18 protein-coding genes are annotated in these 18,063 nt (G+C 63.8%); 8 read left to right on the forward strand and 10 right to left on the reverse strand.

Annotated features, from left to right (window positions below):
• Positions 1 to 103: 103 nt before the first annotated feature.
• From purM to LE197_RS18005, 3 genes are read left to right on the forward strand one after another with little or no spacing between them, the layout of a single operon-like run.
• Positions 104 to 1,165 carry a phosphoribosylformylglycinamidine cyclo-ligase gene (gene purM, locus LE197_RS17995; RefSeq protein ID WP_019372070.1) on the forward strand — a complete coding sequence of 354 codons (1,062 nt, stop codon included), beginning with the start codon at positions 104 to 106 and terminating at the stop codon, positions 1,163 to 1,165.
• Positions 1,165 to 1,833 carry a phosphoribosylglycinamide formyltransferase gene (gene purN / locus LE197_RS18000; protein ID WP_003112584.1) on the forward strand — a complete coding sequence of 223 codons (669 nt, stop codon included), beginning with the start codon at positions 1,165 to 1,167 and terminating at the stop codon, positions 1,831 to 1,833. Before purM ends, purN begins: the two co-directional genes overlap by 1 nt.
• Positions 1,826 to 2,542: a DUF3108 domain-containing protein gene (locus LE197_RS18005; protein ID WP_003086061.1), complete on the forward strand. Its 717-nt coding sequence runs from the start codon at positions 1,826 to 1,828 to the stop codon at positions 2,540 to 2,542. Before purN ends, LE197_RS18005 begins: the two co-directional genes overlap by 8 nt.
• 53 nt (positions 2,543 to 2,595) lie before the next feature.
• On the opposite strand, the gene LE197_RS18010 is transcribed toward LE197_RS18005, so the two are convergent.
• Positions 2,596 to 3,156: a MarR family winged helix-turn-helix transcriptional regulator gene (locus LE197_RS18010; protein WP_003112585.1), complete on the reverse strand. Its 561-nt coding sequence runs from the start codon at positions 3,154 to 3,156 to the stop codon at positions 2,596 to 2,598.
• Positions 3,157 to 3,271: 115 nt separating this feature from the next.
• On the opposite strand from LE197_RS18010, the gene LE197_RS18015 reads away from it, so the two are divergent.
• From LE197_RS18015 to LE197_RS18030, 4 genes are all read left to right on the forward strand, one after another.
• Entirely contained in the window at positions 3,272 to 3,505 is a 234-nt protein-coding gene (locus LE197_RS18015) for a glutaredoxin family protein (RefSeq protein ID WP_003123221.1), read from the forward strand.
• 11 nt (positions 3,506 to 3,516) lie between these two features.
• Positions 3,517 to 3,771: a DUF2024 family protein gene (locus tag LE197_RS18020; RefSeq protein WP_014603199.1), complete on the forward strand. Its 255-nt coding sequence runs from the start codon at positions 3,517 to 3,519 to the stop codon at positions 3,769 to 3,771.
• A 5-nt stretch (positions 3,772 to 3,776) separates the two neighbouring features.
• On the forward strand, positions 3,777 to 4,103 hold the full coding sequence (locus LE197_RS18025) for a Rho-binding antiterminator (protein ID WP_003086055.1): 327 nt from the start codon (positions 3,777 to 3,779) through the stop codon (positions 4,101 to 4,103).
• Positions 4,104 to 4,196: 93 nt separating this feature from the next.
• Positions 4,197 to 4,388 (forward strand): hypothetical protein, encoded by a 192-nt coding sequence (locus tag LE197_RS18030; protein ID WP_003454532.1) that lies wholly within the window; start codon positions 4,197 to 4,199, stop codon positions 4,386 to 4,388.
• Positions 4,389 to 4,428: 40 nt separating this feature from the next.
• Here LE197_RS18030 and LE197_RS18035 read toward each other — a convergent pair whose 3' ends face one another.
• Positions 4,429 to 5,757 carry a Wzz/FepE/Etk N-terminal domain-containing protein gene (locus tag LE197_RS18035; protein ID WP_003117106.1) on the reverse strand — a complete coding sequence of 443 codons (1,329 nt, stop codon included), beginning with the start codon at positions 5,755 to 5,757 and terminating at the stop codon, positions 4,429 to 4,431.
• Between the two features lie 187 nt (positions 5,758 to 5,944).
• On the reverse strand, positions 5,945 to 6,484 hold the full coding sequence (locus tag LE197_RS18040; protein ID WP_003086049.1) for a DUF2058 domain-containing protein: 540 nt from the start codon (positions 6,482 to 6,484) through the stop codon (positions 5,945 to 5,947).
• Positions 6,485 to 6,716: 232 nt separating this feature from the next.
• Here LE197_RS18040 and lpxO2 point away from each other — a divergent pair, with 232 nt between their 5' ends.
• The gene (lpxO2, locus tag LE197_RS18045) at positions 6,717 to 7,655 is read left to right on the forward strand and encodes a lipid A hydroxylase LpxO2 (protein ID WP_003086047.1); all 939 of its coding nucleotides are present in this window, start codon (positions 6,717 to 6,719) and stop codon (positions 7,653 to 7,655) included.
• 42 nt (positions 7,656 to 7,697) lie between these two features.
• On the opposite strand, the gene mazG is transcribed toward lpxO2, so the two are convergent.
• From mazG to pirR, 7 genes are all read right to left on the reverse strand, one after another.
• Positions 7,698 to 8,528, reverse strand: a complete 831-nt coding sequence (gene mazG, locus LE197_RS18050) for a nucleoside triphosphate pyrophosphohydrolase (protein WP_003086045.1) — start codon at positions 8,526 to 8,528, stop codon at positions 7,698 to 7,700.
• 104 nt (positions 8,529 to 8,632) lie between these two features.
• Positions 8,633 to 10,876, reverse strand: coding sequence for a GTP diphosphokinase (relA, locus tag LE197_RS18055; RefSeq protein WP_003086042.1), 2,244 nt, complete (start codon positions 10,874 to 10,876; stop codon positions 8,633 to 8,635).
• A gap of 84 nt (positions 10,877 to 10,960) precedes the next feature.
• Complete coding sequence (rlmD, locus tag LE197_RS18060) at positions 10,961 to 12,313, reverse strand: 23S rRNA (uracil(1939)-C(5))-methyltransferase RlmD (RefSeq protein ID WP_003102417.1); 1,353 nt, start codon at positions 12,311 to 12,313, stop codon at positions 10,961 to 10,963.
• A gap of 8 nt (positions 12,314 to 12,321) precedes the next feature.
• Positions 12,322 to 13,221, reverse strand: coding sequence for a cysteine synthase B (gene cysM, locus LE197_RS18065; RefSeq protein ID WP_016851915.1), 900 nt, complete (start codon positions 13,219 to 13,221; stop codon positions 12,322 to 12,324).
• 249 nt (positions 13,222 to 13,470) lie between these two features.
• Positions 13,471 to 15,699 carry a TonB-dependent siderophore receptor PirA gene (gene pirA, locus LE197_RS18070; protein WP_003117107.1) on the reverse strand — a complete coding sequence of 743 codons (2,229 nt, stop codon included), beginning with the start codon at positions 15,697 to 15,699 and terminating at the stop codon, positions 13,471 to 13,473.
• A gap of 235 nt (positions 15,700 to 15,934) precedes the next feature.
• Positions 15,935 to 17,272, reverse strand: a complete 1,338-nt coding sequence (gene pirS, locus LE197_RS18075; protein ID WP_073662271.1) for a sensor histidine kinase PirS — start codon at positions 17,270 to 17,272, stop codon at positions 15,935 to 15,937.
• A complete protein-coding gene (gene pirR / locus LE197_RS18080) occupies positions 17,272 to 17,991 on the reverse strand; it encodes a response regulator transcription factor PirR (RefSeq protein WP_003102425.1) in 720 nt (239 codons plus the stop codon). The genes pirS and pirR overlap by 1 nt, the downstream gene beginning before the upstream one ends.
• Positions 17,992 to 18,063 lie beyond the last annotated feature (72 nt).

The following is an 18,063-nucleotide window of genomic DNA, read 5'->3' on the forward strand; positions in this document are numbered from 1 at the left end:
GCGTGGCAAGCCTGATAAAATCGCGCGCCTTCAAAACCGGCAAACAGCGTTGCACGCCTGGGCGGCCGGCCGATCTCCGAATTACCCCTATAGGCCTGGATTTATGAGCAGCAAGCAACCCTCGTTGAGCTACAAGGACGCTGGTGTGGACATCGACGCCGGCGAAGCCCTGGTGGAACGCATCAAAGGCGTGGCCAAGCGCACCGCACGCCCGGAAGTGATGGGCGGCCTCGGCGGCTTCGGCGCCCTCTGCGAAATCCCGGCCGGCTACAAGCAGCCGGTGCTGGTATCCGGCACCGACGGGGTGGGCACCAAGCTGCGCCTGGCGCTCAACCTGAACAAGCACGACAGCATCGGCCAGGACCTGGTGGCGATGTGCGTCAACGACCTGGTGGTCTGCGGCGCCGAGCCGCTGTTCTTTCTCGACTACTACGCCACCGGCAAGCTCAACGTCGACGTCGCCGCCACCGTAGTCACCGGCATCGGTGCCGGTTGCGAACTGGCGGGCTGTTCCCTGGTCGGCGGCGAGACCGCCGAAATGCCCGGCATGTACGAAGGCGAAGACTATGACCTGGCCGGCTTCTGCGTCGGCGTCGTGGAAAAGGCCGAGATCATCGACGGCTCCAGGGTCCAGGCCGGCGACGCGCTTATCGCCCTGCCCTCCTCCGGCCCGCACTCCAACGGCTACTCCCTGATCCGCAAGATCATCGAGGTTTCCGGCGCCGACATCGCGCAGGTCCAACTCGACGGCAAGCCGCTGGCCGACCTGCTGATGGCGCCGACCCGCATCTACGTCAAGCCGCTGCTGCAACTGATCAAGCAGACCGGCGCGGTCAAGGCCATGGCTCACATTACCGGCGGCGGCCTGCTGGACAACATCCCGCGCGTCCTGCCGGACAACGCCCAGGCCGTGATCGATGTCGCCAGCTGGAACCGTCCGGCGGTATTCGACTGGCTGCAGGAACAGGGCAACGTCGACGAGACCGAGATGCATCGCGTACTCAACTGCGGCGTCGGCATGGTCATCTGCGTGGCCCAGAGCGACGCCGAGAAAGCCCTGGAAGTCCTGCGTGCCGCCGGCGAGCAACCCTGGCAGATCGGTCGCATCGAAACCTGCGGCGCGGACGCCGAGCGCGTGCTCCTGAACAATCTGAAAAACCACTGATGCCGAAACTCTGCAATGTCGTGGTGCTGATTTCCGGCTCCGGCAGCAACCTGCAGGCGCTGATCGACAGCCTCCGGGACGGCGCCACGCCGGCCCGGATCCGCGCGGTGATCTCCAACCGCGCGGACGCCTATGGCCTGGAACGCGCACGCCAGGCCGGCATCCAGACCGAGGTGCTCGATCACAAGGCCTATGCCGATCGCGAAAGCTTCGACGAGGCCCTGGCACAACGGATCGATGCCCATGAACCGCACCTGGTGATCCTTGCCGGGTTCATGCGCATCCTCAGCGCCGATTTCGTTCGCCATTACCAGGGGCGTCTGCTGAATATCCATCCCTCGTTGCTGCCGCGCCACAAAGGGCTGCATACCCATCAACGCGCCCTCGAAGCCGGCGACCGCGAGCACGGTTGCAGCGTGCACTTCGTGACGGAGGAACTCGATGGGGGGCCACTGGTCGTACAGGCAGTAATCCCGGTAGAGTCGCAAGATACGCCGGAACGCCTGGCCAGACGGGTTCACGAGGAAGAACACCGGATCTACCCGCTGGCCATGCGCTGGTTCGCCGAGGGCCGCTTGCGCCTGGGCGAACAGGGCGCCCTGCTGGATGGCCAGGCCCTGCCTGCCACCGGCCATCAGATTCGCACCAAGGAGATTCGCAATGCGTAAAGCCATGCTGTTCCTGCTGACGCTGCTGACCCTGCCGGCCTATGCCTTCGAGCTGAAGCCGTTCACCGCCAGCTATACCGCCGACTGGAAACAGATGCCCATCAGCGGCAATGCCTCCCGCAGCCTGAAGGCTCTCGGCGACGGCCGCTGGCAACTGGACTTCGAGGCCTCCATGCTGCTGGCCAGTCTCAACGAAGTCAGCACCTTCAAGGTCGAGAACGACACCTTCCTGCCGCAGACCTACCGCTTCGCCCGCCAGGGTCTGGGCAAAGGTAAGCAGATCGAGCTGGACTTCGACTGGTCGCAGAAGCAGGTGCTCGGCAGCGACCGCGGCGATGCGGTGCGGCAACCCCTGAATCGCGGTCAACTGGACAAGTCCACCTATCAACTGGTCCTGCAGCATGACGTTGCCGACGGCAAGAAGAGCATGAGCTACCAGATCATCGAGGGCGAGGATGTCGATACCTACGACTTCCGGGTTCTCGGCGAGGAAAAGGTACGCACCCAGGCCGGCCTGATCAACGCGATCAAGGTCGAGCGCGTGCGTGATCCGGGCAAGAGCAACCGCAAGACCATCCTCTGGTTCGCCAAGGACTGGGACTACCTGCTGGTCCGCCTGTACCAGATGGAAACCGACGGCAAGGAATACCAGATCATGCTCAAGGAAGGCACCATCGACGGCAAGACCGTCACTGGCGAAAAGAGCTGATCCCCCCTCCCACGAAAAGCCGGGCCATTGCCCGGTTTTTTATTGCCCGCGGATCAGCCGCAGGCCTGGTGCTCGCGGCAGATCAGTTCGGCATCGGCATCGCTCAACGGCTCCCCGGTTAGACCGCAGAAGGGCGAACCCGCACGCCGTTGATGGAACCGGCAGGACCGACAAAGGCCGAAACCAGGCACATCCTCCTGACGCTGGATGACGACCAGAAGATCACGCAACAAGCCTTGCAAGTGTTCGCCCTTCTCGCCCAGTGCCGTGACGGCCTGCTCGAGGAACTGCGGCGGAATCACCGCCTCGATCAGCGCGCGCCCCGCATCGGTCAGCCGCAGATGAACGCTGCGCCGATCCCGCGCATCCGGCAGCTTGCTGATCAGCCCCCGCCCTTCCAGCACCTTGAGCGATTGCGACACTGTGCCCTTGGTCAAGCCGAGGTATTCGGTCACGCCCAGCGGAGTATCCGAATAGCGATTACAACGCGCCAGGTAATGCAAGGCGCTCAACTGCACCGGCTGCAGCTCAGCCACCAGCGGCTGCTCGCGGGACCAGGCACGCATCAGGCTGGTCAGCCTTTCCAGATAATCGTAAAGGGCGATGGCGGACATGGGATACCTCCTTGCCAATATAGTATCGACTAAAAACATGTTTGACAAAGAGGTCGCGCCTTGTTTAGGCTGAAAACGTATCGTATCGATACTAAATTCCCACAGGAGAATCAGCATGACCAAAGCCATCTACTACCACGCCGGCTGCGCAATCTGTGTCGAAGCCGAACGTTCCTTGCTGCCATTGCTCGATCACAAGCAGGTGGACATCGAAGTGGTCCATCTCGCCGAACAATCGGCACGCATCGCCGAGGCGGAAAAGGCCGGGGTCAAGTCGGTTCCTGCCCTGGTTGTCGACGGACAGGTACTGCACCTTAACTTCGGTGCGGCGCTCAGCGATCTGAAATAAGGAGAACGGCCATGGAGGTGAAGATCTTCGACACCCATGTGCGAACCCGCGACGGCCGCTACCTGCACTTCGATGTCCTGGTCACGGAGGAACTGGGGGCTCGCGCCGGCGAGTTCGCTCGACGCTGGCTCGCCGGAAGAGGCATAGACGAGGCCGATATCATCCAGGGGCATTGCAGCTACTGCCATAGCGAGATTGCGACAGCAGAGGTTGCCGAAGCCATTCGGCTCCATGGCCATTACATCCTTCCCCTGGAAGGCTGTTGAGGCCAATGGACAGCTACCACCCGATCGCCTGCGATCTCCATGACTACCTGGAGATCGCCTGCCTCTACCGCTACCGGTTGCTCCTCGAACTCGAGGACGGTGTTCGCTTCGAAGCCGAGGCGCGCACGACGCATACCCGGGCCGTTCGGCCAGGCGGCGGCAAGGAGGAATACCTTGAGGTGGCCGTCGAAGGAGCGACTCTGCTGCTGCGCCTGGATCGCCTGTTGGCGATTACCGCCCTCACGGAAGCGGCCTTGTTCGGCCGCATACGCCTGAGGGAAGAGGCCTGTTCCAGAGCATCCGGCATGCCACCTTCACACCTTGGAAACTGAAAAGGTTTTTCTCAATTCCAGGGCTATTTGATTAGCCTGCTATTGAAATAGGCTGGATTTGCCTTGATGCAGATCAACCCTGGAGCAGAAAAGATGAGTGTGACAGTGACCGAGCGTGACGATGACCACAAATCCCGCGAGCTGCGTGCGCTTGGCCGCCGCTGCTGGGACGTGCATCAGCAGGGACTGCTGGTTGGCGTCTTCCATAACGAGGATGACGCCCACGCCTATCGGATCAAGCTGGAGAAAGAAGAAGAACTGCGGCAGATAGGTAAATCGGCCTGAACCATGCGCCCCCGCGTACTTCGGGGGCGCACCTTTGATCTCAGGTCCCGGAAAGGCTCCGGTCGAGACTGACGACTCCCGGCGGCAGGCTATCTTCCTGTACCCGTTGCCGAGGGGCACGCAACATTGCCCGAACCAGAGCCACCAGCACGCCGAACACCAACCCGCCCAGGAGACCCAAGGCCACCACCAAGGCCTTGCGCGGCTTGATCGGTTTCAGAGGGGTCGAAGCCTTCTGGTCGATCCGCACCAGTTCGATCTTCAGCTCGCTCGCCTTCAGAGTCTTGAGGCGCGCCTGCTCTCCACGCAGCTTGTCGATGTTTTCGAAGAAACGCTCCTCGCCCTTTCGAGCCTGCAGGTATTGCACTTCACGGTTGTTCTCCAGCTGCTTCAGCTCCTGCTGGATCTTCGCCACGCGGGGCTCGGTGAAGTCATCGCCCTTGCGTTTGAGCAAGGTATCGCGCTCGGCGGTCAAGGCATCGACACCCATGAAATACAGGGGTATCTGCTGGTTATTCACCTCGGTGCGGAAAACGCTGCGCGAGCCATCCTGCCCGACCTCTCCCAGTGCGCCCGGGGTCGTCGGCTTGACGATCCCCAGCCGGGTGGCGATCTGGATAGCCTCGTTGAGCTGCTGGATACGCGAATCGCGCACCATCTTCAGCCGCCCGCGCAACGCCTTGAGCTCATCCTCCAGGCCGGCCCGCCGGATGCTGTCCGCTTCCAGCAACCGGGCGATCTTGCCCTCCTTGGTAGCCTGGTAACTGGCACGCTTGCCTTCGATATCCTGCTCGAGGAATTGCAGGCGACCGTCGATACGTGCCTGGAGGTCGTCCAGGATTCGCTGGCGCTCGTTCTCGATGGTCGACGCGAGCATGCCGTTGAGAATGGCGGCACCATCCATGCCCTGGGGATACTGCATGGACAAGCGGAAGAAAGGCGCCGCCTGGGGGTCCTTCTTCAAGTCCGCCTGCTGCATGCTGAAGGCATCCTGGTTGAACTTCCAGAAAGCCTGCTCGGGGGACAGGCCCTCGGCGTTCAATTGCTGGAATAGCTCTGGATGGGCTTCGAAATACTCCAGCCTGCCGGAGTAGGCTGCCAGCTCGTTGCCGACGCGATCCAGCGCTTCCCGCGGAGTCAGGGCATACAGCCCGTTGACATTGACAGCCTCCAGGGCCTTGGTCTGGATCGGCCGCAACAGGACATCCACCTGGTAGGTTGGAACGGCCAACAGCGCGTAGGCGAGCGCAGCGGCGGTCGCCAAGGCCGCGATCAGCGCTATCAGCCATTTCGACGCCCACAATTGCTGGAACAGCTGAACGAGATCGATCTCCGAGGGCGAAGCCCCCGGAAGCTGTGAGGAAGGCATACCAACGTCCTTTTCGATAGGCGGCTAGCCCACAGATGCACGCAAAGGCAACCGTAGGATATTTCTGAGGAAAGGCATTATGCTATCGAAACGAAATCATCGGTAGTTATTTTAGAACTGCTTCGCATTCCAGAATTGGTAGTTGACCGGCATCCGTACCGGTCAAGCGACACTCCGGATGCGGGCCTCACCACATGAGATCGTCGGGCACCACATAGTCCTTGTAGGGATCGTCTTCGTCCGGCTCCTGGCTCTGTACGTTGAGCAGCACCACCCGCCGCGGATCGCGCTCCTGGATCTTCACCGCCGCATCCCGGGGCACGATCTCGTAGCGTCCGTCATAGCTGACGATAGCCAGGCTGCCTCGGCTCAGCTTGTCGCGGATCAGGTCGTTGACCGCGATCCGCTTGACCTTCTTGGCGTCGACGAAATTGTAGTAGTCGTCGCTTTCCAGCTTGGGCAGGCGCGTCCCTTCGATAAGTTGCTTGATCTGCGCGGCCTTGGCCTTCTTCTCGGCTTTTTCCTGCTGCTGGCGGTTCAATTCCTGGTCGCGCGCCAGCTTTTCCGCCTTGGCCTGCTCCGCCGCCTGGCGCTGGGAGTCGTCCTTGTCGACCTGGTTCTTGTGCTCCAGACGCTGCTGTTTCTGTTTCTGCTTGGTGGCCTGCTTGGCCTGTTTCTCATTGACCAGCCCGGCTTTCAGCAACTGGTCACGCAATGACATGCTCATTCGTCAACGACTCGCTCGCGTGGCACGCCCGGTGGGGTGCGGCATAATCTTCCAGCCGACTGGGGTTCAGCCGGCCCTCGCAGGGGGTATAATCCTCCAGCCTCAGCCGCCTCAACGCAAGTCTCGGCGGCTCGCAAACTGCCACGCATGCCCTGGAGACCCCTCCCTACCGTCCCGAGCACCCGCAGGCACTCCTCCCGGCCCCTGATATCGAAGGCATGGAAAGCAAGGCATGAGCGTTTCTCTCCTGGTAAAAGTCACTCTGGTGGGCCTGTTCGTCGCCAGCGTCCTGTTCGTCCATTTCCGTGGGCGCGCGCGCTTGCCCTTCCTGCGCCAACTGGTCAACCACTCCGCCTGGTTCGCCCCCTACAACTCGCTGATGTACCTGTTCTCCAGCGTTCCCTCGAAGCCCTATCTGGATCGCAGCCGTTTTCCGGAGCTGGACGAACTGAAGAACAATTGGCAAACCATCCGCGAAGAAGCCCTCAACCTGTTCGACGAGGGTTATATCCGGGCTGCCCTGAACAATAACGAAGCCGGCTTCGGCTCGTTCTTCAAGAAAGGCTGGAAGCGCTTCTACCTGACCTGGTACGACGGCCCGCTGCCCTCCGCCCAGCAGCTCTGCCCGAAGACCGTAGAGCTGGTGAGCCGCATCCCCAACGTCAAGGGCGCGATGTTCACCCTGCTTCCCGGCGGCAGCCACCTGAATCCGCACCGCGACCCCTTCGGCGGCTCGCTGCGCTATCACCTCGGCCTGTCCACGCCGAATTCGGACAACTGCCGCATCTACGTCGACGGCCAGCCCTACGCGTGGCGTGATGGCGAAGACGTGATGTTCGACGAAACCTTCGTCCACTGGGTGAAGAACGAGACCGAGCAGACCCGGGTGATTCTCTTCTGCGATATCGAGCGGCCGCTCCGCTCCCGCCTGCTGACCCGCCTCAATCGCTGGATCAGCGGCATTCTCGGGCGTGCGACCGCACCGCAGAACGTCGAAGGCGAACGCGTCGGCAGCATCAACCAGGCCTACTCGGTCGCCATTCGCGGCGGCAATGCCATCGGCGCCCAGGTGAAGCGCTTCAAACGCGCCTACCCGAAGGCCTACCGAATCCTCCGCCCGGTGCTGGCGGTGATCCTGCTGGTCATCCTCTATCGTTGGATCTTCGGCTGATTCAGATGCCGTGGCAGCCCGGCTGCCACGGTAATTTTCCCATTAACAGCCGGGCGCGCTCCTCTCCGCTTTCTTAGCCTCGCCCCAGAGGCTGTCCAGTTCCTCCAGCGAACACTCTTCGGCTTTCCGGCCGGCTTCGCGCAGGTTCCGCTCGATGAACCGGAATCGCCGCTCGAACTTGCCGTTGGCCTGGCGCAGAGCAGCCTCCGGATCGACCTTGAGATGCCGGGCCAGGTTGACCACGACGAACAGCAGGTCGCCAACCTCCTCGCCCACGGCACCCTCGTCACCCTCTGCCATCGCCTCGAGGACTTCGTCCAGCTCCTCGCGAACCTTGTCCACCACCGGCAGCGCTTCCGGCCAGTCGAAGCCGACCTGCGCCGCGCGCTTCTGCAGCTTCGCCGCCCGTGACAACGCCGGCAGGGCGACAGGAACGTCATCCAGCAGCGACAACTGCTGCGGCTCCTTGGCCTTGGCGGCACGCTCCTCGGCCTTCAGTTCTTCCCAGCGCTGCTTGACCGCCGCTTCGGCCAGCTTCGCCGCATCGGGCTTGCCATAGAGATCGCCATCGAGGAATACGTGGGGATGTCGACGGATCAGCTTGCGGGTGATGCCGTCCACCACCTCGTCGAAAGCGAAGCGATCCTCTTCGCGAGCCAACTGGCTGTAATAGACCACCTGGAACAGCAGGTCGCCCAGTTCCTCGCGCAATTGCGGGAAATCCCCCTGCTCTATGGCGTCCGCTACTTCGTAGGCTTCTTCCAGGGTGTGCGGGACGATGGTCGCGTAGCTCTGCTGGAGATCCCAGGGGCAGCCGAATTCGGGATCGCGCAGGCGCGCCATGAGGTGGAGCAGGTCGTCGAGTCGGTACATGGGTATCTCGGGTCTTCAGTGAACGGTCCGGGCATTCTGCCCTTTCCGGAAACGAAAAGGCCACGGGCAGCCTGCGAGCGCCCGTGGCCTGTTTCCACCTCGCCTCAAGGCGTACGGTTGCGCCGCGCCTCGATGATGTTGGGCAGTTGCGAGACGCGCGCCAGCAGGCGTCCAAGAGCGTCCAGACCGGGAATCTCGATGGTCAGTTGCATGGTCGCGGTGTTGTCTTCCTTGTTCGAACGGGTATTCACCGCCAGAACGTTGATCCGCTCGTTGAGCAGCACCTGGGACACGTCGCGCAACAGGCCGGAACGATCATAGGCACGGATCGCGATATCCACCGGATAGGTGCGAACCGGCTCCGGCCCCCAGCTGACCTGGATCATCCGCTCCGGTTCGCGTCCCGCCAGTTGCAGCGCGGTGGCGCAATCCTGGCGGTGGATGGTGACCCCACGGCCCAGCGTGATGTAGCCGACGATGGGATCTCCCGGCAGCGGCTGGCAGCAGCCGGCCATCTGCGTCAGGAGGTTGCCGACGCCCTGGATCTGCACGTCGCCGCGCTTGCCGTGGCCGATCTTGCTCGGCTTGCGCGGGATCAGTTCGAGTTGCTCGCTGTCGCGGTCCGGCTCGACCAGTTGCTGGGCATAGTTGACCAGGTGCGCCAAGCGCAGGTCGCCGGCGCCGAGAGCGGCGAACATATCCTCGGCGGTACGCACGTTGGCCTTCTCCGCCAGCCGGTCGAAATCCACCGGCGGCAGCGCCAGGCGCGACAGCTCGCGTTCGATCAGGGCCTTGCCGGCAGCGACGTTCTGGTCCCGCGCCTGCAGCTTGAACCAGTGGACGATCTTCGCCCGCGCCCGGGAGGTGGTGACGTAGCCCAGGTTGCTGTTCAGCCAGTCGCGGCTCGGACCGCTGTGCTTGCCGGTGATGATCTCGACCTGCTCGCCGGTCTGCAGGCTGTAGTTCAGCGGCACGATGCGTCCGTTGATCTTCGCCCCGCGGCAGTTGTGCCCGACTTCAGTGTGGACCCGATAGGCGAAATCCAGCGGGGTCGCGCCCTTGGGCAGGTCGATGGCATGGCCGTCGGGAGTGAAGACGTAGACCCTGTCCGGCTCGATATCGACCCGCAGTTGCTCCGCCAGGCCACCGATGTCGCCCAGTTCCTCGTGCCATTCGAGCACCTGGCGCAGCCAGGAGATCTTTTCCTCGTAATGGTTGGAGCTGGCCTTGACGTCGGTCCCCTTGTAGCGCCAGTGCGCGCAGACTCCGAGCTCCGCCTCTTCGTGCATGGAGTGGGTACGGATCTGTACTTCCAGCACCTTCCCCTCGGGGCCGATCACTGCGGTATGCAGCGAGCGATAGCCGTTTTCCTTGGGGTTGGCGATGTAGTCGTCGAACTCCTTGGGAATGTGCCGCCAGAGGGTATGCACGATGCCCAGCGCGGTGTAGCAGTCGCGCATCTCCGGAACGAGCACGCGCACGGCGCGAACGTCGTAGATCTGGCTGAAGTCCAGGCCCTTGCGCTGCATCTTGCGCCAGATCGAATAGATGTGTTTCGCCCGTCCGCTGAGATCGGCCTGTACGCCGGTGGCCGCGAGAGCTTCCTTCAACTGGCTCATCACGTTGGCGATGTACTGCTCGCGATCCAGCCGGCGCTCGTGCAGCAGCTTGGCGATCTGCTTGTACTGGTCGGGCTCGAGGTAACGGAAGGACAGGTCCTCCAGCTCCCACTTGATATGCCCGATGCCCAGGCGGTGGGCCAGCGGCGCGTAGATATCGAAGACTTCCCGGGCGACGCGGTGGCGCTTTTCCTCGTCGGCGTTCTTCACCGCGCGAATGGCGCAGGTGCGCTCGGCCAGCTTGATCAGGGCGACGCGAACGTCGTCGACCATCGCCACCAGCATCTTGCGCAGGTTCTCCACCTGCGCCTGGGTACCCAGCACCATGGAATGGCGCGGATTGAGGCTGGCGCTGATCGCGGCCATGCGCAGCACGCCCTCGATCAGCTTGGCCACCACCGGCCCGAAATGCTTGTTGACCGCTTCCAGGGTGATCTTGCCTTCCCGCACGCCTCGATAGATGACCGCGGCGACCAGGGACTCCTGATCCAGCTTGAGGTCCGCGAGGATCTCGGCGATTTCCAGTCCGGTCTGGAAGCTGGACGTGCCTTCCGCCCAGGAGTTCTGTGCGGCGATCGCTCGCTGCTCGGATTCGCGAGCGAACTCGCAAGCCTCCAGCAAGCCCTGACGATCGAGCCCGGGGACGAGGTTCTGGACGTGGTCCAGCCAGGCCTCGAGGTTGATACTGCCGTCGGTGTTGACCGGCTGGTGCGCTCTCACCTGTACCATCTTGCCTACCCTTTACCACGGTGCGCGTAGCCCACCGATGACTGCGCCAGCCTTCGAACGGGCTGGTCGGATTACGCAGGCATCCTAGCCTGCCTCGAACAAAGCCATGGCCTCGACATGTGCGGTCTGCGGAAACATATCGAGGATTCCGGCGCGCTTCAGACGATAGCCCTGCCTGGCCATTTCGCCAGCATCGCGCGCCAGGGTCGCCGGATTGCAGGATACATAGACTACCCTCCGGGCACCCAGAGAACTCATTTCGCGTACCGCCTCGAACGCGCCGTCGCGCGGCGGATCGAGCAGCACAGCGGTAAAACCTTGCTCCGCCCAGGGCGCTTCGGCAAGCGCTTTGGACAGGTCGGCCTGGAAAAAGTGCGCGTTGCCAAGGCCATTGGCCAGCGCGTTGGCGCCTGCCCGCTCGACCATCGCCGCCACGCCCTCCACCCCGACTACCCGCGCCACCCGGCGCGCCAGCGGCAGGGAGAAATTGCCCAGCCCGCAGAACAGGTCGAGGACCCGCTCGTCGGCGGTCGGCGCCAGCCAGTCAAGGGCCTGGCGGATCATCGACTCGTTCACCGGCGCATTGACCTGGACGAAGTCTCCGGGTCGGTATGCCAGAGTCAGTTGCCAGTCACCCAAGGAGTAGCCCAGTTCGGCGGCCGGCTCCACCGGCAAGGGCTGTTCCGCACCTTGCAGCCAGAGCTGGGCCTGGTGTGCGGAGCAGAAAGCGGCCAGGCGCTGGCGATCCTCGTCGACCAGGGCAGTCGTATGCCGCAACAGCAATGCACTGGCCGTGCCATGGAAGAGCTCCACGTGGCCGATGCTTTCCGGCTTGCGGAAGTCCTGCAGAAGAGCAGGCAGGGCACGGGCAATCGTTTGCAAAGGCGGCACCAGGACCAGGCACTCATCGAAGGCGACGATCTCCTGGCTGGCCGAGGCACGGAAGCCGACATCCAGACGCCGCGCCCTGGCATCCCAGCGCACGGCGATCCGAGCGCGGCGCCGATAGCCGAATTCGGGCCCGACCAGGGGGGCGGCCCATTCTTCCGGCTCGATCCCGGCGAAACGCTGCAACTGCTCCTGCAAGGTACGCTGCTTCAGGGCCAACTGCTCGCCGTGTTCCAGGTGCTGCAGGGTGCAGCCGCCGCAGCGACCCGCTACAGTGCAGGGCTCGCGGCGACGCAGGTCGCTACTGCTGAACAGGCGCTCGCTGCGCGCGTCGACCACCTTGCTTCGCGCGCCCAGCACCCGAGCCTCAAGTTCCTCGCCAGGCAGCCCGCCGCTGACGAACCAGGTCATCCCCGCCTCGTGGGCGATACCTCGGCCGTCATGGGCCAGGCGCTCGATGGTCAGGCGCTGCTTCTTGCCTACCGGTATCGCGGGACCGCGCGCACCACCGCTGGGCTGGAAGCGCAGCCCGCCCTTATTTCTGGCCATGGACATGCTCAGCGCGGGTCATAGACGCCGGAAGACAGGTAGCGGTCGCCGCGGTCGCAGATGATCGCCACCAGCACGGCATTCTCCAGTTCGCGGGACAGGCGCAGCATCGCCGCCACCGCCCCGCCGGAGGACACGCCGCAGAAGATGCCTTCCTCGCGGGCCAGCCGGCGCATGATGTCCTCGGCTTCGTCCTGGTGCATGTCGACGACCCGGTCGACGCGACTGGCGTCATAGATCTTCGGCAGGTATTCCTGCGGCCAGCGTCGGATTCCCGGGATGGCCGAGCCCTCCATGGGTTGCAGGCCGACGATCTGCACCGCCGGGTTCTGCTCCTTGAGGTAGCGCGATACGCCCATGATGGTCCCGGTGGTGCCCATGGAGCTGACGAAATGGGTGATGCCGCCGCCGGTCTGCTGCCAGATTTCCGGGCCGGTGCTGTGGTAATGGGCTTCCGGGTTGTCGCCATTGGCGAACTGGTCGAGGACCTTGCCGCGGCCTTCGCGCTGCAGCTTGTCGGCCAGATCGCGCGCGCCCTCCATGCCCTCTTCCTTGCTGACCAGAATGAGCTCGGCGCCATAGGCGGTCATCGCCGCCTTGCGTTCGGCCGTGGAGTTGTCCGGCATGATCAGGATCATCTTGTAACCCTTGATCGCCGCCGCCATGGCCAGGGCGATGCCGGTGTTGCCGGAAGTAGCCTCGATCAGCGTATCGCCGGGGCGGATGTCGCCGCGCAGTTCGGCACGGGTGATCATCGACAGGGCCGGGCGGTCCTTCACCGATCCCGCCGGGTTGTTGCCTTCGAGCTTCACCAGCAGGGTATTGGAGGTTTCCCCGGGAAGGCGCTGCAGACGCACCAGAGGGGTATTGCCAACGCAGTCGGCGATAGTCGGGTACTGCACGGTCATGGAGGCACTCGTTCGGCACTGACGGTAAAGGCTGAGCATGATACCGGGAAACTGGGGCCGGACCCTAGCACCGCAATATCCGGTCATGCATGCCGATTCAGTCGAAAGACCGCCCGAAACGGCATGCGATGCGATGACCAGAGGCGTCCGAAGAGAAAACCTGGCGTTGGACAGCCGATGCCTGACCAACGCCAAAGAAAGGTCCGACAGGCGTTGCGCCTGCCGGTGAAAGCGCGTTGGCCGCGGCGATCAGAACGAGGTGGTCATCGAAACGTAGTAGGCGCGACCCGGCTCGTTGTAGGTTGCCGCGCCGGCGTCGAAGGAGTTGCCCTGGCGGTACAGGCGCTTGTCGAAGAGGTTGCTTACCCCACCCCGTACGCTCAGGTTCTCGCTGAAGGTGTAGCCGGCGCTGACGCCCCAGATGCCATAGGTACCCACCTCTTTTCGCGAGACCACCGGCGTGTTGCGGCTGGTGCCATGCTTCGGCGGCTCCTGGCGGCCGTAGATGGTGCTGGTCAGTTGGGTGGAAAGACGCTCGCTGGCCTGCCAATCGAGGGTCGAGTTCAGGGTGTACTCGGGGATCACCGAAAGCGGGTTGCCGGTGTCCTTGTCCTTGGACTGCAGCATATAGGTCAGGTTGGTACTCCAGCTCAGGTCCTCGTGCAGGGGGACCAGCAGGTTGCCTTCCAGGCCCTCGACCACTGCTTTCTTCGCGTTGCTCCATTGCAGGATGTTGTTACCGGTCCCGGTCTGCCCCATGACATCCAGCGGCGCGACGATCTTGTTCTTGTAGTCGTTGCGGAAGTAGGTGAGCCCGGCGACCCAGCCGTCGCGCCGGAACTCGATGCCCAGTTCCTTGTTTACGCTGGTCTCGGCGTCCAGGTTCTCGTTGCCGACCAGGTAGCAGCCGCCGCTGCTGGTCTGGATCGGGCAACCGTTGCCACGGGTATAGAGCAGGTAGTTCGGGTTGCTCTGGTACAGGTTGGGCGCCTTGAAGGCCCGTGCGATACCGGCCTTGACCGTGAAGTATTCGCCGAGCGTTTGGGAAGCGTTCAGGCTCGGGCTCCAGTTCAGGCCGAAGTCGCTGTGATCGTCCAGGCGCAGCCCGGGGGTGAGCATGGTGCCGGGACGCAGTTCGATATTGTCTTCCACGTACAGCGCGCGGATCTCCGCCTTGCTTTTCGGGCTTCGCGAGCCGGCCGCGGGGGTCCCCGGCAAGCTATCGCTTCCCACGAAGCCCTGCTTGAGCGAGGACGGGTCGTTGAGGGTTTCCTTGTTCCACTCCGCGCCCACCGTCAGCACCTGCTCGAACAACGCATGCAACGGAAGGTTGAGTTCGCCGCTGAGGCGATAGTTCTCCAGCTTGCTGGTGCTGAACGAACGGTCGGCGCCGATCTGCCCCTCGACGGAACCGGCCAGCCCCTCCTCCAGACGGTTGTTGCGGGTGGAGTCGTACTGGGCGACGAACCTGGAAGTACCGAACGACCAGGTCCCGTTGTGGGTGATGGCGTAGTTCTCGCGATACATGCGGTTGGTCTCCGCACCGTCGTCGGCGAGTCCCTGGGTATTGGCGGTGCCGTTGTTGTTCTGGGTATCGCCGGCATAGATGTTGCCCTGTCGGCTGAAGCCCGCTTCGAAATCGACGACCTGGTCGGGGGTCACCTGCCACGACAGCATCCCGCTGAGATCGCGATTGCGTACCCCTTCGCGTCCGGCCACGGTACGGCTCGGGTTGACGGTATGTCCGAGGTTGATGTCGGTATCGTCCGAATCGGTCTTGTTCGCGCTGCCGTACGCGCGGAAGCTCAAGGCTTCGGTCAGCGGCCCGCTGAGGCTGAAGTTGGCGCGGCGCGTGGCGCCATCCTTGGAGCTTTCCGGAATGTTGGTGAACACCGTCATGGAACCACGCAAACGATCGGTCGGGCGCTTGGTGATGATGTTGACTACCCCGCCCGCCGCGCCGGAACCGTAGCGTGCCGCCGCGGGCCCACGGAGGACCTCGATGCGCTCGACCTCCTCCGGCGGCACCCAGTTGCTGTCGCCGCGGGTGTCGCGTTCGCCGCGCCAGCCGTAGCGCACCGAGTTGCGCGAGCTGACCGGCTTGCCGTCGACCAGGATCAGGGTGTTCTCCGGCCCCATGCCGCGGATGTCGATCTGCCGGTTGTTGCCGCGCTGGCCGCTGGAACTGTTGCCGGTGAGGTTGACCCCGGGCATGGTGCGGATGATCTCGGAGAGATCGTTCACCGGCGGGCGCTTCCTGATGTCCTCGGCGGTGATGATGGATACCCCCGGTGCCTGCTTGAGCTCCTGTTCGGCGGTGCCCAGCACCACCTCGTCACCCAGCTGGACCACCGATTCGGCGCGTTCGTCCAGTTCTTCCAGGCGCTCGTCCTCGGCCAGGGCCTGCCCGCCCAGCAGGCTCGATGAAGCGAAAAGGACGGCAGCGGCGAGATGGCCGCGACGGAATTGGGGGTACATGCGTGACTACTCCTGTCGAGGGAAAACGGGTAGCAGGCGAGCCACGAGGGATACGTTGACGTTTTTTCTGAAGCCTGGGTCGCCGGCGTTGCGCGGGTGACGTCTCGGCACGGGTAGGACAGGGCGCAGACCCGGAACAAGGCCGGCCGAGGAGATCGGCACGGATGATAATCATTCACAAAAGAGAGTAAAGATCATTTACATCCAGACCAAATGTAAAGGTACCTGCGCCTCGCTAGGCAGAAGGCAGCACCAGGCACAGGCGCAGCCCCGGATCGGCGGCTTCCGCCCATAGGCGGCCGCCCTGGAGCACCACGGCGCGACGGGCAATGCTCAGTCCCAGGCCGAAGCCCTTGCCGGTACGTGCCGAAGACAGCCGGGTGAACGGGCGGAAGATGGTCTCCAACTGGTGCTCGGCCACACCCTCGCCCTGGTCTTCCAGGCAAAGCCACCAGCAACTTCCTTCGCGCCGACCATGCAGGCGGATCACGCCGCCTTCCGGCGAATGCCGGATGGCGTTGCGCAGCAGGTTCTCCAGGGCCTGGGCAAGTGCATTGAGGTTGCCACGCACGACACAATCCTCGGGCAGAGCGCTGCGGAACCGCTCGGCGGCCCAGCCGCTTTCGAAGCGTGCGTTCTCCACCAGCAGGTCCCATAACGCCGGGATGGAAATGTCCTCCAGCGCCAATACCGGGCGTTCGGTGTCCATCCAGGCCAGCTCCAGGGTGTTGTCCACCAGTTGCTGCATGCCCCGTACATCCTGCTCCAGGCGCTCGCGCAGGAGCTGCGCGGACAGCGTGCCCTCTGCCGCCACCTGCAGGCGCGCCAGCGGCGTGCGCAGCTCGTGGGAGAGATCGCGGAGCAGTTGGCGCTGCAACACCATGTGCTCGTCGAGTCGCTCGGCCATATGGTCGAACGCCCGCCCCAGATCGCCCAGCTCGTCGCTGCGCCGGCTGATCTCTGCCTGCGTACGCGCCGTCAGGTCGTTGCCGCGCAGGGCATTGGCCTGCGCTCGCAGGCGTCCCAGCGGCACTATCCAGCGCCGATACAGCAACACTCCCAGCAGCAGGGCCAGCCCGGCCGGCACCAGGCCATGGGTGACCAGGCGCTTGGCCGGCGACAAGCCGGGAGGGACGAACTCGGCGGGAAGACGCAGGACCACCCGGCCTTGCTCCGGATGTTCGGGGAAGCGCAGGCTGATGAACGGCCGCGACAACGAGCGGGAGCTCATCGGCCAGTCGACGCCCCGCAGGAAAGTCAGGCGCTCGGCTTCCTCCGTGGTGAGCGGACGACTGCCCAGCGATTGCAACCGTCCGTCGAGCACGACCACCCAGTCCAGCGCCCGCTGGCGCGGCTCGGCCAGCCAACGGTCGATGCCCTCGCGGCCATCGTCGAGCCAGGCACGTTCGGCTCGCCGCGCATAATCCGCCAAGGCGGAGCGGGCTTCGGCGGACAGGTAGTAACCCTTCAGTTCGGCACTGCGTCCCCAGGTCCAGGACAGCCATACCGATAGCAGGAAGAACGCCACCAGCACCAGGGCCAGGCGCCAGAACAGCGAATGGCGGTTGGGCATCATGGCGCCGGTGTCAGGACGTAACCCTTGCCCCAGACGGTATGCAACTGGTGACCGGCGTAACCGAGGCGTTGCAGCTTGCGCCGCAGGTGACTGACGTGCATGTCCAGGCTGCGATCATGCTGGGTATGACCGCGGTGCAGGACATGCTGGTAAAGGAAGGCCTTGGTCAGGGTCTCGCCTTCCGCGGCGAGGAAGGTTTCCAGCAGGCGGTATTCGGTCGGCGTCAGGCCGGCGAACCGCTCGCCAAGGCTGACATCGCAGACATCGGCAGAGAATTGCAGCGAGGGCCGCGCCAGCGGTTCGGCGCAGCGGCCCGGCGCGCCCCCCCGCTCCAGGGCGATCCGACGCAGGATGGCATCGATGCGTACCCGCAGCTCGGCCAGGCTGAAAGGCTTCGGCAGATAATCGTCGGCGCCCTGGCTGAACCCGGCGATGCGGTCCTGCTCGGCGCCCAGGGCTGACATCAGGATCACCGGCAGCGCCTGCTCCTGGCGGAGTTGGCGAAGAATCTCGAGGCCATCGCGCCCGGGCAGCATGATGTCCATCAGGATCAGGTCATAGCCGCCGCTGCGCGCAGCCGCCAACCCCTCTTCCCCGTCTCGGCACCAGGTCACCTCGAAACCGCTGCCATTGAGGTGCTGGAACAGATGTGCACCCAGTGTCGGATCGTCCTCGATGGCCAGCAGTCGGGGGTCGGGCGTCAGGGATGGGAACATGGCAGCCAAATAAGATTGATTAGCAATCGTGCCAGTATTCATGATCTTTCCGCTTCGTCGCAAGCCGAATCC

This window comes from Pseudomonas sp. PS1(2021) (assembly GCF_020405165.1).
Taxonomy (GTDB): Bacteria; Pseudomonadota; Gammaproteobacteria; order Pseudomonadales; family Pseudomonadaceae; genus Pseudomonas; species Pseudomonas aeruginosa.

Excerpts from the sequence above, each read along its gene's own strand:
- purM (WP_019372070.1), top strand. The coding sequence starts at position 104 with ATGAGCAGCAAGCAACCCTCGTTGAGCTACAAGGACGCTGGTGTGGAC.
- purN (WP_003112584.1), top strand. The coding sequence starts at position 1,165 with ATGCCGAAACTCTGCAATGTCGTGGTGCTGATTTCCGGCTCCGGCAGC.
- LE197_RS18005 (WP_003086061.1), top strand. The coding sequence starts at position 1,826 with ATGCGTAAAGCCATGCTGTTCCTGCTGACGCTGCTGACCCTGCCGGCC.
- LE197_RS18010 (WP_003112585.1), bottom strand. The coding sequence starts at position 3,156 with ATGTCCGCCATCGCCCTTTACGATTATCTGGAAAGGCTGACCAGCCTG.
- LE197_RS18015 (WP_003123221.1), top strand. The coding sequence starts at position 3,272 with ATGACCAAAGCCATCTACTACCACGCCGGCTGCGCAATCTGTGTCGAA.
- LE197_RS18020 (WP_014603199.1), top strand. The coding sequence starts at position 3,517 with ATGGAGGTGAAGATCTTCGACACCCATGTGCGAACCCGCGACGGCCGC.
- LE197_RS18025 (WP_003086055.1), top strand. The coding sequence starts at position 3,777 with ATGGACAGCTACCACCCGATCGCCTGCGATCTCCATGACTACCTGGAG.
- LE197_RS18030 (WP_003454532.1), top strand. The coding sequence starts at position 4,197 with ATGAGTGTGACAGTGACCGAGCGTGACGATGACCACAAATCCCGCGAG.
- LE197_RS18035 (WP_003117106.1), bottom strand. The coding sequence starts at position 5,757 with ATGCCTTCCTCACAGCTTCCGGGGGCTTCGCCCTCGGAGATCGATCTC.
- LE197_RS18040 (WP_003086049.1), bottom strand. The coding sequence starts at position 6,484 with ATGAGCATGTCATTGCGTGACCAGTTGCTGAAAGCCGGGCTGGTCAAT.
- lpxO2 (WP_003086047.1), top strand. The coding sequence starts at position 6,717 with ATGAGCGTTTCTCTCCTGGTAAAAGTCACTCTGGTGGGCCTGTTCGTC.
- mazG (WP_003086045.1), bottom strand. The coding sequence starts at position 8,528 with ATGTACCGACTCGACGACCTGCTCCACCTCATGGCGCGCCTGCGCGAT.
- relA (WP_003086042.1), bottom strand. The coding sequence starts at position 10,876 with ATGGTACAGGTGAGAGCGCACCAGCCGGTCAACACCGACGGCAGTATC.
- rlmD (WP_003102417.1), bottom strand. The coding sequence starts at position 12,313 with ATGGCCAGAAATAAGGGCGGGCTGCGCTTCCAGCCCAGCGGTGGTGCG.
- cysM (WP_016851915.1), bottom strand. The coding sequence starts at position 13,221 with ATGACCGTGCAGTACCCGACTATCGCCGACTGCGTTGGCAATACCCCT.
- pirA (WP_003117107.1), bottom strand. The coding sequence starts at position 15,699 with ATGTACCCCCAATTCCGTCGCGGCCATCTCGCCGCTGCCGTCCTTTTC.
- pirS (WP_073662271.1), bottom strand. The coding sequence starts at position 17,272 with ATGCCCAACCGCCATTCGCTGTTCTGGCGCCTGGCCCTGGTGCTGGTG.
- pirR (WP_003102425.1), bottom strand. The coding sequence starts at position 17,991 with ATGTTCCCATCCCTGACGCCCGACCCCCGACTGCTGGCCATCGAGGAC.